This window comes from Amygdalobacter indicium, assembly GCF_029101545.1.
Lineage (GTDB): Bacteria > Bacillota > Clostridia > Saccharofermentanales > Fastidiosipilaceae > Amygdalobacter > Amygdalobacter indicium.
On the sequence record NZ_CP118866.1, the window covers coordinates 580,727 to 598,292 of the forward strand.

14 protein-coding genes are annotated in these 17,566 nt (G+C 42.2%); 12 read left to right on the top strand and 2 right to left on the bottom strand.

What is annotated here, in order from left to right; genetic code table 11:
- Window positions 1-81 precede the first annotated feature (81 nt).
- Window positions 82-1,377 carry a hypothetical protein gene (locus tag PYS60_RS02380; protein WP_315570517.1) on the bottom strand — a complete coding sequence of 432 codons (1,296 nt, stop codon included), beginning with the start codon at window positions 1,375-1,377 and terminating at the stop codon, window positions 82-84.
- A gap of 250 nt (window positions 1,378-1,627) precedes the next feature.
- Between PYS60_RS02380 and nox the strand changes: the two genes are divergently transcribed.
- The 5 genes from nox (at window position 1,628) to PYS60_RS02405 (ending at window position 6,662) form a co-directional block, all read left to right on the top strand.
- On the top strand, window positions 1,628-2,974 hold the full coding sequence (nox, locus tag PYS60_RS02385) for a H2O-forming NADH oxidase (RefSeq protein ID WP_315570519.1): 1,347 nt from the start codon (window positions 1,628-1,630) through the stop codon (window positions 2,972-2,974).
- A gap of 105 nt (window positions 2,975-3,079) precedes the next feature.
- A complete protein-coding gene (locus tag PYS60_RS02390) occupies window positions 3,080-4,945 on the top strand; it encodes an NAD(P)/FAD-dependent oxidoreductase (protein WP_315570521.1) in 1,866 nt (621 codons plus the stop codon).
- Between the two features lie 150 nt (window positions 4,946-5,095).
- Complete coding sequence (rpsT, locus tag PYS60_RS02395) at window positions 5,096-5,359, top strand: 30S ribosomal protein S20 (RefSeq protein WP_315570523.1); 264 nt, start codon at window positions 5,096-5,098, stop codon at window positions 5,357-5,359.
- Window positions 5,360-5,610: 251 nt separating this feature from the next.
- Window positions 5,611-6,009 carry a hypothetical protein gene (locus PYS60_RS02400; RefSeq protein ID WP_315570525.1) on the top strand — a complete coding sequence of 133 codons (399 nt, stop codon included), beginning with the start codon at window positions 5,611-5,613 and terminating at the stop codon, window positions 6,007-6,009.
- A complete protein-coding gene (locus PYS60_RS02405) occupies window positions 5,997-6,662 on the top strand; it encodes a SanA/YdcF family protein (RefSeq protein WP_315570527.1) in 666 nt (221 codons plus the stop codon). The genes PYS60_RS02400 and PYS60_RS02405 overlap by 13 nt, the downstream gene beginning before the upstream one ends.
- A gap of 1 nt (window position 6,663) precedes the next feature.
- On the opposite strand, the gene PYS60_RS02410 is transcribed toward PYS60_RS02405, so the two are convergent.
- A complete protein-coding gene (locus PYS60_RS02410; protein ID WP_315570529.1) occupies window positions 6,664-7,653 on the bottom strand; it encodes an Mrp/NBP35 family ATP-binding protein in 990 nt (329 codons plus the stop codon).
- Window positions 7,654-7,816: 163 nt separating this feature from the next.
- Between PYS60_RS02410 and argS the strand changes: the two genes are divergently transcribed.
- The 7 genes from argS to PYS60_RS02445 are packed head-to-tail and all read left to right on the top strand — an operon-like array spanning window position 7,817 to window position 17,547.
- The gene (gene argS / locus PYS60_RS02415) at window positions 7,817-9,583 is read left to right on the top strand and encodes an arginine--tRNA ligase (RefSeq protein ID WP_315570530.1); all 1,767 of its coding nucleotides are present in this window, start codon (window positions 7,817-7,819) and stop codon (window positions 9,581-9,583) included.
- 19 nt (window positions 9,584-9,602) lie between these two features.
- Entirely contained in the window at window positions 9,603-11,228 is a 1,626-nt protein-coding gene (locus PYS60_RS02420) for a gluzincin family metallopeptidase (RefSeq protein WP_315570532.1), read from the top strand.
- A gap of 12 nt (window positions 11,229-11,240) precedes the next feature.
- A complete protein-coding gene (locus tag PYS60_RS02425) occupies window positions 11,241-12,953 on the top strand; it encodes a hypothetical protein (RefSeq protein WP_315570534.1) in 1,713 nt (570 codons plus the stop codon).
- A 46-nt stretch (window positions 12,954-12,999) separates the two neighbouring features.
- Entirely contained in the window at window positions 13,000-13,611 is a 612-nt protein-coding gene (gene rdgB / locus PYS60_RS02430) for an RdgB/HAM1 family non-canonical purine NTP pyrophosphatase (protein WP_315570536.1), read from the top strand.
- 3 nt (window positions 13,612-13,614) lie between these two features.
- Window positions 13,615-14,952, top strand: a complete 1,338-nt coding sequence (locus PYS60_RS02435) for a hypothetical protein (protein ID WP_315570538.1) — start codon at window positions 13,615-13,617, stop codon at window positions 14,950-14,952.
- Window positions 14,945-16,075, top strand: coding sequence for a peptide chain release factor 2 (prfB, locus tag PYS60_RS02440; RefSeq protein WP_315570540.1), 1,131 nt, complete (start codon window positions 14,945-14,947; stop codon window positions 16,073-16,075). The genes PYS60_RS02435 and prfB overlap by 8 nt, the downstream gene beginning before the upstream one ends.
- Complete coding sequence (locus PYS60_RS02445; protein WP_315570542.1) at window positions 16,063-17,547, top strand: HD domain-containing protein; 1,485 nt, start codon at window positions 16,063-16,065, stop codon at window positions 17,545-17,547. Before prfB ends, PYS60_RS02445 begins: the two co-directional genes overlap by 13 nt.
- The last annotated feature ends 19 nt before the right edge of the window (window positions 17,548-17,566 follow it).

The window sequence follows — 17,566 nt, forward strand, 5'->3', positions numbered from 1 at the left end:
TCTTAATTGATTTTCTTAATTAAGAAGGCAATATTGCAAAAAGCAGTCAGGTCGAACTTGGCTGCTTTTTGTATATATCTTTTAATTAATCTTACTCAAGGGGATAAAAGCCGGTCGTTTAGCATCTGTATCGTTGCTATCGAAACAAAGCGCATATTCGCCGGTGGGTAATTGTAAATAAATGACCGAATCGCCATTCTGATAACGCGCTACTACCTGTTCGTTGTATTTGGGTTTTTGCGGCAGAGCGGAAGCTTGGTATATTTCTCCAATTTTAAGTTTACAGCTGCCGCTTTTGATTTTTACTTTATTCAAAGCTGTAGCGGCACATATCCGGGGCTTATATTGACTTTTATCAAGAGTCCCGAGACTGTGGGCCATACCGGAAATTTTATATTGCTCTTTTTCTTTATCATATTTCAGATAATAAGTGGAGCTGTCCAACCAATTGTAATCAGTGAAAATTATACCGCCGTTCTCAATATCTGTTTCGGGAAAGCGATTATCGAAGTAACCGATTAACCAGCCGCCGCAAGTAATAATGCCGCAGTTTTTTAAAGTGTCGGGTAAATTGCTATCTTGGAGCAGGCTGCCGAGAGTACGATAAAAAATAGTATGACTTTTAACATAAAGATCATCACCGTCTCTTTGAATTGCAATATCAGGCAATGCCGCTCCGAGATATTTACTTACTTTTTGCGTCGAATCGGCAGTACTTTGCAATTGACTGCTGCTCGAGTCATAATGCACAGTATTTGTCGTGGTCGGAGTAAAACTGATGTTATCGGCAAAATATTCCCGCAGTAATGTGTTTAAGCTTTCCAAGTCGACAGCAGTTTTGCTTAATTTGTCGGAGGCTTCATAAAACAGGCGCTCGCTCAGCCAGGCATTATCGTTGAAATTGACTTCGTAATTACTTTTGTTCAGAGGGAATGCTATGAGCTTTTGGAGCAAAGAGAGTGCTTCAAGTTCCTGTTTGCTGAGATTATCAGTTTGAGCGTCGAACATATAACTGCGCGCATCGCCCAATAAGTCGGCCAACTTGCCTGTTCGCCTGATATTAAGCGGAGATTTGGGCAAATCTGCAATTACACCTCTACGCCCGTTGCTTTCCGATTCAAGATCCGGCGGCGGGGGAGTCGGCGGTTCGAAAATTGTTTTTTTGTCACCGGTCAGAGGATTATAGCGCACGACTTTCGGCTTGTCATATATGGAGTTATCTTTTATTCCGTAAGTTAAAGAGGGAGTTTTGGGAGCTTGAACTTTACTTTCCTGCAAATTAACGGGCTGTGCTTTTCCTTGACAGCCGCAAAGTAACGCCGTTGCGAGCAGCAGCGCACCCAGTTGTTGTAACTTTGCTTCAGATTTGTATTTCATAATTGCTTCTCCAAGTGTAAGTGCAAATATAAATTTAATTATTAAGTATAAACTGCAGAACTTGCGTGAATGTTACGCCGTCTTTGCAAATTCTACGCTGCCGGGTTATCAGTGCAATTGCACAAATATTTTCGTCCTTTTTATATGCCGAAATGCGTTTCAAATCACCGAATTATTGAAAAAATAATGTTATAATAAGTTATTAGGTAAGTATTTATCAAGTTTATCGAATTTTAGGAGGAATACTAAAATGGCAAAAACAAAAGTTATTGTAATCGGTGCTAATCATGCCGGTACAGCCGCTATTAACACCTTAACTTCCAGCTATCCTAATTGTGAAGTTACTGTCTACGATCGCAACAGTAATATCAGCTTTTTAGGTTGCGGTATGGCCTTATGGATCGGTGGCCAGATAAGTTCCGGTGACGGTTTATTCTATAACAGCCCGGAAAAAATGGAAAAAGCGGGAGCCGAAGTTCATATGCAGGCTGAAGTTCTTCATGTTGATCCTAAGGCTCAAACAGTAGAAGTCCGTTTGCATAACGGCCAAACAGTTGTTGATCATTATGATAAGTTGATTTTGGCTACAGGTTCGTTGCCGATTGACCCTCCGGGAATTGAAGGCTTGGATTTGGAAAACGTGCAGCATGTGAAGATTTATCAGGATGCCGAACTGGCAATTAATACTTTGGCAACTAAGAAAATTGAAACAGTGGCGGTTGTCGGTGCCGGCTATGTCGGCGTAGAATTGGCGGAAGCTTTCAGACGTCACGGTAAAAAAGTTAAATTGATCGATATGGCCGACCGCGCCTTATCAGCTTATTACGACCGGCCATTTACGGATTTAATGGATAAGAATCTGGCAGACCACGGCATTGAATTATGCTTCAATGAAAAAATTATTAAGTTTGTCGGAGAAAACGGCGTACTGACAAAAGTTGTGACCGACAAAGCGGAACATGCTTGCGATATGGCTGTTTTGGCTATCGGTTTCCGTCCCAACACCGCTTTGATGAAGGATCAGCTGTCCACTTTCAAAAACGGTGCATATATCGTTGACCGGCATCAACAGACAAGCGATCCTAATATTTATGCTATCGGTGATTGTGCTACGATTTATGATAATTCACAAGAAGCTTGGGCTTATATCGCTTTAGCTACAAATGCCGTCAGAAGCGGTTTGGTAGCAGCTCATAATGTCGGCGGTACAACTCTCGATGCTATCGGTGTCCAGGGCTCCAACGGTATTAATATTTACGATTTGAAGATGGTATCGACCGGATTGACTTTGGAAAGAGCGGCCAAAGTCGGTATCGAAGCGTTGGCGACGGATTTTGAAGACTTGCAACGTCCGGAATTTATGGAAGTTGATAATCCTAAAGTTAAAATCAGAATTGTTTACCGTAAGGATAATCGCCAGGTTATCGGTTGTCAGATGGCTTCAACTTATGATATGAGCATGGGAATTCATATGTTCTCTTTGGCTATTCAGGAAAAAGTAACGATTGACCGCTTAGCTTTGACTGATATTTTCTTCCTGCCGCATTTCAATAAACCCTACAACTATATTACTATGGCGGCTTATACTGCTAAATAATTACAGCTTGAACTGTAATAAAGGCACGAGCTCCGGCAATTTTCTGTCGGGGCTTTTGCTTTTATAGCCTCTCCTTGCTATCATAAAATTCATGCGAGGTGAGATATGCAGATTTATGTTATCGGTCCGATTAAAGTTACTTTAAGCAAGATTCGCGATTTAGGCGAAACAGCTGCCTTAAGGTCCGAATTTGAGCGGAACTTGGGGACCTGTATGCCTTTAGCGGCAGCTAAAAAGTTGGAATATAAAATTTTGAAACGTTCTTTGGATTTAAGACAGAAAATGCAGGCCGGATTTGTCTATAAATTAGCAATTAATAATTTAAGCGATTTTTTGCCGCTCCCCCGCTTGCAACGCCTGCTGAGTAAGAAAATTATCCAAATAGAAAAGGCTAACTATGTCTGGCCTGAAACTTTGCAAAATTTGCGTACCTTGCGTCCGGAGAGTCAAAAATATTTGGCAAATGAAAGTAAAAGACCGGTAGTTGTCGGCTTCGGCCCGGCTGGAATTTTCGCGGCTTTAATTTTAGCTGCTGCCGGGATGCGACCTTTAGTTTTGGAACGGGGGAAAAAAGTCGAGCAGAGAATTGAGGATTTTGCTTTATTTCAAAAAAAGGGAATATTGCAGGAAGAATCCAATGCGCAATTCGGTGAAGGCGGTGCCGGTTGCTTTTCCGACGGTAAACTGGGAACGAGAATCAAAGATGACCTTTTAAGCCTCGTTTTGGATATTTTAGTGTATTACGGGGCCGATCCGAGTATTTTATGGCGACAGAATCCGCATATAGGAACGGATAAGTTGCGGCCTTTGATTAAGAAAATTCGTGAGGCAATTATAGATTTGGGCGGCGAGATTCAATTTCAAACGAAATTAAGCGATTTACAACTTTTGCCTTTGAAAAATGCCGCTGCCGGAGGAGAAAACGACTCGCAGGAAGTTTATAAGCTTATAGGCCTGGAGACAGTCAGCGCCGGCACAAAACGAAATATTGCCTGTGAACAGCTGATATTGGCACCCGGTCACAGTGCGCGCGATATCTATCACATGTTGGCACAGAAAAAACAGTCAATGAGTGCTAAACCTTTTGCCGTCGGTTTTCGTATTGAGCAGAAACAAAAGGCGGTTAATCGGGTGCAGTACGGTAAAGAAAACGAGCTTATGCTATGTGAAATGCTGGGACCGGCAGAGTATCATTTGGCTTGTAAAGTACAGGTGCAGGGGGAGGAACGACGTGTTTACACCTTCTGTATGTGTCCGGGAGGAGAAGTTATCTCCGGGACATCGGAAAAAGAGAGCTTGTGCGTTAACGGTATGAGTTATCATGCAAGAAGCGGCGAGAATGCCAATGCTGCAGTTATTTGTGCTGTTAATGCCGGAGATTTGGGCGATGATCTGTTTGCCGGTTTAAAGTTCCAGGAGCGGATTGAACGGGCGGCGTATAAATTAACTGCTTCTTATGCTGCGCCTTATTGCACGGTGGAAGATTTCGTCAAGTCACAATACAGCGGTGAAGAATATGAACGGATAATTGCGGCTGCACCGTATGCTGAAGATCGAAATGAAGTTAAGGCAGATCAGGAATTAAAATCTTGGTGTGAAGAAAAAGTACAAGTCAGCTATTTACCGCAAGCTGAAAAATGTAACTTGGGGCAGTTATATCCGCCGCTTGTCAGCCGGGCATTAGCCTTGGGAATTTTACAACTGAATCAGCAGATGGCTTGCTTTGCCGCCAGAAAAAGTACTTTAATCGCTCCTGAAACTCGAACCTCGGCTCCTATCAGAATTGAACGGGATAAAAAAACTATGTTGGCGGAGAAGTGCGTCGGCCTTTATCCGTGCGGCGAAGGTGCCGGTTATGCCGGCGGAATAAGTTCGGCAGCTGTCGACGGAATTAAGGCGGCGCAGAAAATGCTGCAAAATTTGTTGAATTTGGCAGATGATTGGACGATTAATTATAATGAACGGGAATAAGCTTTTTTCGTAACAGGAAGAGAGAGCTTTAAACTTCGCAAGTTTGCCGGAATTTTTGCAGCTGCACATTTTCAACTTGCATTTATCTGAACAAGATGCTACAATATATCAGCATTTATGTAAGCAACGTCAACAAAGGAGGTGTAAAGCATGCCTAATCTAAAGCAAGCTATTAAGCGTGTCAGTATCAATTCGAAGAAGACTGAGATTAATAAGAACAAGATGAGTGAAGTTCGCACGGCCGTTAAGAAAGCCCATGTTGCCGTTTCTACAGCTAGTGAAGGCGCAATGGATTTAGTTCGTTCCGCTCAGAAACAGATTGATAAATTAGCAGGCAAAGGCAAGATGAAGAAGAACACAGCTGCTCGTCGTGTCTCTCGTTTGCAGAAGGCTTTGAATGCTCAAGCCAAGTAATAATTTTTGGGAAAAGAATTATGCAGGAACCGTAAGTGAATTTTCGCTTACGGTTTTTTTGCTGTTCGAAAACGCTTTTTTATTGCTATTAACATGTTAATGTTGGCTAATTTACCGATTTTATTTAGGCAAAATGTCAAATTTTATTTTTACTGCTTGTCAGAGAATTAAAAACTTTTTAATATTTATTTAACCCGGTTCGCTCGAGTCTTCGAGTAAAAAATAAGGGATGTAATTAGGGAGATGGAGTTATGCGTACAAAAATTGGTACAAAAGTATATGATACTGAAAAGAGTCAGTTGATTGGTGAACAGGTAGTCGGTCAATATTGTTCGGCCGACGGCTTCGAAGAGCGCTTGTATCGTAAAGCTGCTCACGACTACTTTATTTACGGATTGGGCGGTTCGTTGTCACCTTATCCGCAAGAAACCTTATTGAGCTTGTCATTAGCTGATGCGACGGAATGGATGCAACGTATACTGGGGGCGGAAAGAGCCACCGAGATTTTGCAGGCTGATGAAGCGGAGCTGGCCAAAAAAGCTGAAGTTAAGGCAGCTAAAGCTACCAAGACAAGTAAGACGGTAAAAGAAACAACAGAGAAAAGCACAAAATCCTGTTGTAAAACCGGTCGTTCCAAGTGCAAAAAGTAATTGCTTACTTTAATGGAAAACAGGGCAGACAGGGTAAGAAAAACGGCAAGTTTTATCTTACCTTGTTTTTGTCTGCTTTCATTTCTCTAGTTTTCATTTTTAGTTTAATTAATATTTACGTTTATTGTGCAGGCGCTCGCTATATTTTGACGCGAAATACGTTGCAGCGGAGCGCTTATAATTACATTTTGGTTCTGGGCGCTCGTGTTTATGCGGATGATACGCCGTCTTTAATTTTGCAGAATCGTCTGCAGGCGGCAATCACAGCCTATCGCTATAAACCTGTTCCGATTATTGTTTCCGGCGGGGTCCGATCCCTTTATAATGAACCGCGCGTGATGCGGAATTATTTGTTGCAGGCCGGTATTCCGGCAAAAGATATAATAGCGGATGAGCAGGGCGATAATACAATAAAAAGCTGTCTGAACTATCGACATAACTACGCTGAACGGACACTTTTGCTGGTTACAAGCGATTATCATGCGCCCAGAGCCTGCTTTTTGGCTCGTAAATTGCAGATTGCAGCTTATGCTTTCACGTCTTCTACGGCTAATTTGTCTCCGGCTACCCGTATTTATAATTTTGTGCGTGAATTCGGCAGCCGGATAAAAGCTGCGGTTAATATTTATTTGGATCAACGACTTTTTAATTGAATTAATTGACCAATTTACTGTATTTTTCCGTCAGATTATCATAGATTCTGCGGGCCAGATTATAGAAATAGTCATTACGATAAGAAGTGATCTCTCCCTTATCAATTGCCTGCGCCAATTCGGGCAGTAACGGTATTTGCCAAGTTAAGGGGGCGTTTGTTATTTGCGCCAGCTCGGATAATTTCGAAGGTCCGAAAGGCTCCTCTTTACTGTGGCAGTTATTGCACTCGAAATAAGCATAATTTTCCACTACAGCCAGAAGCGGAACATGCAATTTCTCCAACAATTTGATTGATTTTTCAACTATGGTAGTTACGAGCATTTGCGGCGAGGTAACTACGACGGCGGCAGTTATCGGCAAAGCTTGGAAAACTGTCAGCGGTACATCGCCGGTGCCCGGAGGCATATCAATCAAAAGAACATCCAAATCCCCCCAAACAACATCAGTCCAAAATTGTTTAATAGCAGTATTGATAATCGGTGCCCGCCAAGAGACAGGATCATCCTGATTTTCCAGAACCAAATTCATCGACATTATTTTAATGCCGTTGTCGGCAAGCACAGGCATCAGACCTAAAGCGGAAGCGTAAGCGTGTTCGTGCAGGTTAAAAGCCGTCGGAATTGAAGGTCCGGTAATATCGGCGTCCAAAATGCCTGTTTTTAAGCCGAGATTCTGCAATGCCGCAGCTAATGTCGCTACGATCATCGATTTGCCTACACCGCCTTTACCGCTGCTTACCGCCAGAACGTATTTGATCTTACTGTGGCGATTCATCATTGCCGATTGGGACGGTAATTGCGCCGGAGCGGCCTCCCGATTGCTGACTTGATTGTCAACTTCTTCTTTGTCGATCAAAGCTTCCGCAGCCTTTTTTTCAGCTAAAAGTTGAGCTTTCGTGCGCGGCATTTTACCTTTATACCAACTGGTTTTAGCAATCCTTGGACGATTGTTAATTAAATCGCTTTTATCATTCTCCGGAAAATCTGTCATTGAAACCTCTTTTACACCGTCGCCTGACCGAGTTGTGCGCAGACGGCTATTTTTACTTGCCAAGTTTGTTATAATATTACAAAGCCTTTTATGATTATAGAAGTAAATAGCTTAAATGTCTAAGATTTATTACGCAAAAGTGCCGACTGAAGGAGATAATTTTATGAATTATAAGTCACTTATAGCAAAAACGCTTATGCCTTATGTTAATTTGTCGGAAGCCGAGATAGCTGCTCTATTGGAAAATCCGCCCAAAGCGGATTTAGGAGATTCCGCTTTTCCCTGCTTTAACTTGGCCAAAATTCAGCACAAGTCTCCGGTTGCTATCGCTCAGGAATTGGCAGCCTCAGTCACAGCCGATTTACCTGAATATTTGCAGACGGTGAAAAGTACCGGACCATATGTTAATTTCTTCTACAATCAAGCTTATTTTATTTCCGAGAATATCAAAGAAATCAATACGGCTGCAGCTCATTACGGCCAAAACGACACAGGCAAAGGTCAAACGGTTTTGCTGGAATATTCTTCACCCAACATTGCCAAGCCTTTTCATGTCGGTCATGCTTTTACTACTATTTTAGGGGCTTCGTTGGCGCGCTTGTACGAAAGTCAGGGATATAAAGTAGTTCGTCTTAATCATTTAGGTGATTACGGGACGCAGTTCGGCAAATTGATTGTCGCTTATGAAAAGTGGGGCGATGAAGCTGCTTTACAAAAAGATCCGATTAATGAATTGTTGCGCATCTATGTAAAATTTCATCAGGAAGCAAAAAAAGATCCGTCTTTGGAGACTGCAGCACGCAGCAAATTCAAAAATTTGGAAGACGGAAAAGAATATGAGACCAAGTTATGGCAACGTTTCAAAGATCTATCTTTAGTCGAATTTAATCGGATTTATCGTCGTTTACATGTTGATTTTGATTGTTGGAACGGGGAGAGCTTTTACAGTAATTTAATCCCGGATGTTGTTGAAGATTTACGCTCCAAGCATCTGCTGGAAGAGTCGGAGGGAGCACAGGTTGTCCGTTTGGATGAAGAGAATTTACCGCCCTGTCTGGTGCTTAAATCCGACGGGACTACAATCTATGCCAGCAGAGATTTGGCTGCTATCATGTATCGCTACAAACGTTGGCACTTTGCTAAAAATATTTATGTTGTAGGTATACCGCAGGCCTTACATTTCAAGCAGGTTTTTGCCGTTTTGAAAAAAGCCGGTTATGACTTTGCCGATAATTGTGTGCATGTCGGTTTCGGTTTAGTTAAATTTCCCGATGCCAAATTTTCCACGCGGGAAGGTAAGGTTGTGCTGTTGGAAGATTTGCTGAATGAAGCTGTTAATAAAACAGCGGAAATTATTCGGGCCAACAATGCGGAACGTCAACAGGAAATGAGCGAGGCGGAAATTGCGCAGACTGCCGAAAAAATCGGCGTATCGGCGATTATGTATATCTTTCAGAAGAGCGGACGTGAACGGGATATAGTTTTCGATTGGCAGGAGATTTTGAGCTTTGAAGGAGATTCCGGTCCTTATTTGCAATATACTTACTCAAGAGCTCAATCAATATTGCATAAGGCGTATAATATACCGGCAACCGAACCTTTGCCGGCGACGGATACAGCTGATGCGGCCGCTATAAATGCAGCTGCCGTGCAGGGCTTGAATTTGAATGAAAGTACATATGCTCTGGTCAAAGAACTGGCGAAATACAGTGAAGCGCTTACCTTAGCCGTCAAGCAGAATGAACCTTTTGTTGTGACCCGCTGCCTGAATAGTATTTGTCGTGCTTTTAACCGCTTTTATACCAATACGCCTATTTTGAAAGCCGCTGATGCTGAAAAAAGAGTTTTGCTGGCCGTTTGTCGGGCGACAGTACAGGTTTTGGCGAACGGTATGCAAATGTTAGGTATGGATACGGTAGATAGAATGTAATGAGGTTGGCAGTACCGGGATGGATTCGTTCAATACAGCTTTAAGTTCAGCCGACGTTGCACATTTGCAGGATTTTTCCGCGATTAGCTATCGGCGCTTTGATGTACCGACTTTGATTGCTTGCGGGCGGAAATTGCCCGAACAATTGAAAAATGCCGAAAATTCGGCTGATAAATATGCTGTTTTGCGCCAATATGATCAACAATATCGTGCTTATGTGCAGTCAGTCAGCCAGGTAATATTTTTAATGGCCGATTCCGCCGGTGAACCGTCTTATCAGGAGGAGCTGGATTACTACACCGGCCAATTGACAGCTGTGCATGATGCGAATGTTTTGGCGAAATTGAGTATTTTACGCGGCGACTTGGAAGAGTTGGTTAAATATACGGGTAAAAGATATTTGATTGATTTGCAAATGCAGTATTTCCTGCAAAAGCCGGAAACTTTGCAAATTAATGCCGAGCAGAAAACTGTTTATCGGAAATTGCAGAGCTTATTTCAAAGCTTAAATTACGGCCAGGCGGAATTAACGTTGAGACAAAAGCTGCAGTTAACGGAATCTTTCAACGAGTTACTGAAATTACGCCTGCGGAAGGCTAAAATGCTGGGCTATAACAATTTCGGCGAACTGGCAATGTCATTGGCAGCCGGCGCGGAATTGGAAACGACCAAGTTACGTACCGTACGTTTAGCGGTGCAGAAGTATCTTGTGCCTTTATACAAGGGGCTTTTACAAAAATTTTCTTTATACGAGCACGGCAAGGTTACATTTGCTTCTCAAACGCAAATGTTTGACGGCTTTATCCGCTTGTTGAACGGGAGTTTGCCGCCGGCAGCGAGCGATTTTTTGCGAGAAATGCAGGCAAAGGGTTATGTGCGCATCAAACCGGCGGACGTTAATCTCCCTAAAATCAGGCAATTACCTGATGCTACGCTGTATTTGGCTAAGGAACGACTGCCGCTGATTTTGCTGCACAAATTTGATCATATCACCGATTGGTCGGACTTATTCGAAGAGCTTGCCGGCAGTGAATTTATTCGGCAAAATTCCGGGACTGATACTTTGGTGGAAAACGAATTGCCGGATCAGGCTTTTCGTATTTATGCCGGGCATGTCCTGGAGAGCTTCTGCTTTGAGAACGGCAGCAAAATTTGGGGACCGACTTATTTCTATCGCCGAGTATTGCAAATCTTGGAAGAACTTCTTTATGTTTGTCTGTTTACGGAATTCCAGGAACAAATTTATTTGGCCAATATCCAACTTAACGGCGATACAATAAGTCTATGTACCAATTTATACAGCAGCTTACATGAGCTGTATTTTCCGGGCTTAAAGCGTTATCGGCGCTTAATTCAGCGCCGTAATTTTTCCGAAATAATGAAGGAGTCATTTTATCAGCAGCTTAATGTTTTACTGAAATTGTCGGCTTTGATGATGTGGGATAAAAGTTCCCTTTCTCCTTCAGCGGATGAGAAATTGGCGGCATTTTATTCGCTTTTGCAGTTGGGGGCCAATTATACTGCAGTTGAAGCGATAAATTTGTTGAAGTGGCCGAGCGCTTTTGACGATGATGCCATTAAAAGATTGGCATATAAGTTGGCGTATCGCTTGGAAATTAATGAATTAAATCATCGTGTAGATTAGGAAAAGTTATATATGGATCTTGACTTTCAATCTTTTATCAGTCAATTACAAAATTCGCTTGCAGCATATGTTGAACCGAATTTTTGGCCGCAATTTCAAGCTGCTTATCGCGAGAAACCTTTAAGAGCATTAAGGGTCAATATGTTGAGAGCGGCAGCCTGCACTCCGGATAAATTAATCGGACAAGCGGCAGATGCGGTCGAGAAAAAAGATTTAAGAAAAGCAGCCTCCGATTTCCTGAACAATTGGCCGGAATTTCAGAACCTGAAAAATCTCTGGCGCCCGGTTCCCTGGGCTCAGGACGGATTTTATGTACCGGAAGAAGCAGCTGATTTTATCGGTAAATGCCAAGCTTACAAATTGGGTTTATTTTATCTGCAGGAAAGCTCTGCCATGTTGCCGGCTAATATTTTATCTGCTACAGCAAATGATAAAGTTGCCGATTATTGCGCCGCTCCGGGAGGTAAATCCGGCAAAATTGCAGCAGATTTAAGCGGCAGCGGCTGTTTAATTTCCAACGATATTTCGCTTAGCAGAGCCAAGATTTTATTGCGCAATTTGAATGAAGCGGGCGTTTGGCACAATTCAGTCCTGAACGCCGATTTAGAGGAATTGGCACGTTTATTACCCGATTACTTTGACAAAATAATTTTGGATGTGCCCTGTTCCGGTGAAGGTATGATCAGAAAAGATAAAAAGGCGTTGGCGGCACGCTTGGCTAAAGATGTTAATGAATTTTCCCACCTGCAATATCGCCTCTTAAATTTAGCCTGGTCCACTTTAAAAGCCGGCGGTCGTCTTGTTTATTCTACCTGTACTTTCAATGTGCAGGAAAATGAGGCTGTAATTAATGAGTTTTTAGAGAAACACAAGGAGGCTACCATCCTGCCGATAAAGCCTGAAATCAGTCAGGCGGCGGGGATAAGGCCGGCTTTTGCCTATGCGCATAATTCCGCATTAACAGCAGGATTGCGTATATTTCCGCAAGACGGTTACGGAGAAGGCCACTTTGCCGTATTATTGCAAAAAAACACAGGCTGCAACTTGGACGATTCAACCGAATTGTCGATCGGCAGTAAGCCTGTTTATGCGCCGTTCATGACGGTAGTGGATTTGAACAAAAAGAATATTATATCGGCCAAGAAACGACAGCCTGCTGCTAACTTGAAACTTACGCGGGACAGCAGCCTGCAATTGAATTATCAGCAGATAACTGATCTGCTGCAAAAATTTTCTACTGCTTATTTAAGCCCTGAGCTTGCTGCAGCCTATTGTCAATTATGGTCCCGCTATCCGTATTTCAAACTGATCGGAGACTCTTTGGAGTGGCTGATTGACCTGCCTGAAATTCAACCGGCAGGAGTTAAAAAACAGAAAGAACATAAATCTTTACACGTGTTGAGCGAAGGCATTTGGCTGGGACAAATTAAGGCTTTCAAAAACGGCTGCAAATTTGTACCTTCCCATAATTTTGCCCTGCTTTTACACAGTAATCAGACAGTTTATGAAGTAAAAACGACGCTTGCCGACGGTATATATGACCGTATTCTGCAAGGGCAGAGTTTAACTATAGATATGATACAGCCATTTTACAGCCAACGAAACGACTTGGAACTTAAAAACAGCATTTACGCCCTATTGACAGTTGAAGGGTACGGCGCTTGCTGGTTGCAAATAACAGCCGATACCGTAAAATCTCTCTATCCGCGTAATTGGTTACAGTAACTTGTTATGTGTTAGAATTAGATAATCAAGAGCAAAGAGGCGGAGAATGGAAAAACTGATTATAGCGACAACTAATCAAGGCAAGTTGAGGGAATTTCGGGATTTATTGCAAGACTTCGATTTGGAAATATTATCTTTGGCAGATTTGAATTATATGGAGAATGTTAACGAAACAGGTACGACTTTTGCTGAGAACGCTCAGATTAAGGCCGCCAATATTTTTCGCTTCTATCCTGAATATTTTGCTTTGGCGGATGATTCGGGCTTGTGTATTACGGCTCTGGATAACCAACCGGGTATATATTCTGCCCGCTTCGGCGGTGAAAACACTTCGTATCGGCAAAAATTCAATTTAATTTGGCAGGAATTGGCCGCGAGACAAGTGCCGCCGAATAAATGGCAGGCTCATTTTACGTGTAACTTATGCCTGATTTGTCCTTGGGGTGATGTTTATCATTATGAACGGGAATTTCACGGCCAGATAATTGCTGAAGCTCGAGGTGAAGACGGCTTCGGTTATGATCCGATATTTTATTTACCTGAATACGGTAAAACGGCGGCCCAGTTGCCCTTGGCTTTGAAAGATAAAATAAGTCATCGTGCTTTGGCAATGAAAGCTCTTTTGGCTGATTTGCCCCATATCCTTAATAAGAGGTAAATTATGTTTTTAATGATTCGAGAAAGTTGGCGTTTGAATAAATTCCCTAATAGAAGGCTTTTACTGATATTTGCGCTGATATTTGCAGCAGCTGATTTCTTGTTTTATCAGTTCCCGATCGGTAATCCGCATATCGCTTACAGTGAGCAGCTGCTGCAACTTGATTTTCAACAATTACTGCAGACTTTGCAAAAATTACAGGAGCAACATTTACTGCAAAACATTATCACGTTCGATAATTGGATTAATATAGTCGCCAATATTATCTTTCGTTTCATCTTAATATTGTTGAGTATATTATTCGTCAGTTGGCAAATATCTTCTTATCGTCACACGGCAAGCGGCAAAGTTCTGTGGCGTTTCTTAAGCGGTCAATGGAAAATCTGGGCTTATTTTGTCGTATTGTTGCTGATTTTTATGTTGTTGGCCCGATTGTTCATCGCTTTACCGACTTTAGCCTTAGTTCTGCTGTTGTTTTTTGTGACGCAGTATTTATTTGTCCCGATTTTATTAGCCGATAAAGGCTGCAGTCTCAGTGCCGCCTACTTCATGTCCCGTAAAATGACGGGAGGTTTTAAGCTGAATATTTTGGCTAATTTATTATTTACTTACGTGGTTATTAAATCGGTACCGTTTTTGATTTTATTGTTCCTGCCTTTACCGGAGTTTGTACATAATATTTTGAATGCCTTAATTAACACGCTTTATATTTTAGTGACAGCTAAAATGCTTTATATTTATTACTTTTATCTGACGGAATACTTTTATCCCCAGATACGCAGTCTGGGCTTGATAGACAGCGAACCTTTTTGGCAAAAATTGAACAGCTTTGTTTATCCTTTTCACAGTGAAACGGAAAAAGGACAATTACTGAAACAATTACGGGAACAGGACTCGGTACAAAATGAATTGGAACAGCTGTTTCGGCAACGGGATTTCGCCGATTTTAAGCAAAAGGTACTGGAAGTTGAATTACCTTTGAAAAAGGAGGTAAATTCCGAGGAAAAGACGGACGAGCGAGAAAGCGGGGAACAGAAAAGCGCCGGGGAAACATTAACACCGGCAGATAAATATGCCAGAGTTTTGGCCAACAGAGAAATAATTAAAGAAAAATTGCAGGCACTTTTGCAGCAGAAAAATTTAATATTGGTTAAAGCTGCTTATTTGGACAACGCCGTCCGGGCGATTGAAGAAAATTTATATTCTCCCAATCGTTCAGCAAGCATTAATTTGCAAAGTCTCATTAATAACGAATTGGAACATTTACAAAGGTGCGAACAGGCAGTTGCCGCCCCGAGTGCTACTACAGCTACGGAAACAGAGGAAAAGAACAATGATTGATACACACGAATTACAATTACAAATTAACGCTTTGAAAGAAAAATTGCAGCCGCTGAAAAATGCATTGCATATCGATGCACTGGCAAATTATATTGAAGAATTGGAAGCCGTAACGCAGGAACCTGACTTTTGGAACAATGTCGAAAAGGCAACTTCGGTACAAAAGGATTTGACCGATATGAAGAAACGGCTCAACGGCTTTGAAAATTTACAGCAGCAAATAGGCGATTTACACGTCGGCTTGGAACTGGCGGCTTTAGCGGAAGCGGAAGAGCAGGAATCCTTATTACAGGAAGTTCAAAACGGTATTAAACAATGGCAGGAAGTTTATACGGAATTGCATTTGGAAACGCTGTTTACCGATAAGCTGGATGATAATAATGCTATTGTAACTTTACATGCCGGCGCCGGCGGAACGGAAGCTATGGATTGGACAGAAATGTTGTATCGTATGTACAGCCGTTTTGCCGAACAGATGAATTTTGAATTGCGGGAATTAAATATGGTTGACGGGGAAGAAGCAGGCATTAAGTCCGTCAGTTTCAGTCTTAAAGGTAAACATGCTTACGGTTGGTTGCGCTCGGAGCACGGAGTTCATCGCTTAGTCAGAATATCGCCGTTTGATGCTTCCGGTCGAAGACACACAAGTTTTGCATCTTGTGAGGTATTACCGGAATTATCTACTGAAATCGAGATTAAGATCAGACCGGAAGATTTACGGGTCGATACATATCGTTCCACCGGTAAAGGCGGTCAACACGTTAACAAAACCGATTCTGCCGTTCGCTTAACGCATTTACCTACCGGTATTGTCGCAGCCTGTCAAGCTGAGCGCAGTCAGATTCAGAATAAAGAAACAGCTATGAAAATGCTGCAGGCGAAGTTATATAAATTGGCGCAGGAAAAACAAAAAGAGTCAATTGATGATTTGAAGGGCGAACAATTGGAAATAGCTTGGGGTTCTCAGATCCGTTCCTACGTTTTTTGTCCTTATACTCTGGTTAAAGATCATCGTACGGAATACGAAGAGATAGATGTGGAAAATGTTATGAACGGACATATTCAGGGCTTTGTCAATGCTTATTTAGAACAGAAGGCCGGATTAAAACAATGTCTCAATTAGCAAATAAAATTATTATTATCGGCGGTAGTTTCAACCCTGTCCACCTCGGCCATTTGAAATTATTGGCCTTAGCCTGTCAACAGGAAAAAGCGGCTGAAATTCTGCTTTTACCGGCAGCTGTTTCTCCTTTTAAGTTAAATGCCGACTTTTCCTTTGCCGCTTATAGACGCTGTATGTTGGAAGCGGCTTTAAATGATGTCACGGATTTAACAATTCCTCTGGCTTGTTTGAGTACGGCGGAAAGGCGTTTAATTAATAAGATGAAGGAAGATGGAAAAATTAAGATTTGCGATCTTGATCTGCAGTCTTTACCGCCTTCGTATACGATTAATACTTTAAGAAAATTACAGAAACAATATCCGCATGCCAAATTGATTATGATGGGCGGCTCGGATTTGTTGCCTTCTCTGGGAGAGTGGCATGAACCGGAAAAATTAGCTGAAATAGCCGATTTTTTGCTGGTTACCCGCCCGGGTTACGGGCAAACTGATTCTGCAGGCGGCGGAGAGAAAAAGTTTAATTTTAAGATTAAAACTTTAATTGCCGATATGCCGGATGTCAGTTCTGCCGCCTTGCGTCGGCAACTTGAGAATTTACCTTTATTGCCGCCTTACAATATTACAGCTTTGACCCCGGCGGTATACAACGGTATAACTTTGCAGCAGGCGGCTTATCGGGATTTGTCTAATTATTTAACGCCTGCGACTATAGCTTATATTGCACAACAAAGATTATATCAACAACCTGACTGGCGCTTGTATTTGTCCGGCGCGGAGCAGAAACTTTTCGGCGAAATTCTGCTATATCTGGGACAACATTTAAATTGGCAGAGATATACCCACTGCCTGAACGTTATGAATATGGCGGCAGCTTTAACTCTGGCTTTAGAAAAATCGGGTTATGATTTTAAGACGGCCAAATCTTGGGAGAATCTTAACTTAATTGCTTTAAGGCAAAACTTAAAAAATCCGTTTGCTGCCGTAAATGTAAATTCCTCTGCGAACGTCGTTGTCGGTGCAGCGAAATTAAGCATATTTGTGCGTCAGGCTTTAATTACCGGACTTTTTCACGATGCCTGCAAATACGAAAAATTGACCGATTACCCGGAATTGGCCGCTACATTGTCGAAAGCTGACCTTGCTTGTACTCAAATGCAGCACGGACCGATAGCCGCATATGTTTTGCAGCAAAAATTCGCCTGTCAGGATGAATTGGTACTTAATGCTCTTTATTATCATACGACTTTACGGCCGCAGGCGACTTGGTTGGATAAGGTTGTTTACATAGCTGATAAACTGGAATTCGGGAGAAGATACAGTGATGTTCCGCTCTTGCGCCAAAGCCTTAATTCAGGATATGATGAAACTATCAAAAAGATTTTGCGCAAGTGCATCAGTATTAACAGGAACAAAAGGGCCTTCTGCCATCCTCTGTCACAGGCGGCGTTGGATGATTTGCAGAATAATAAATAATTTAATGAGGTAGATAATT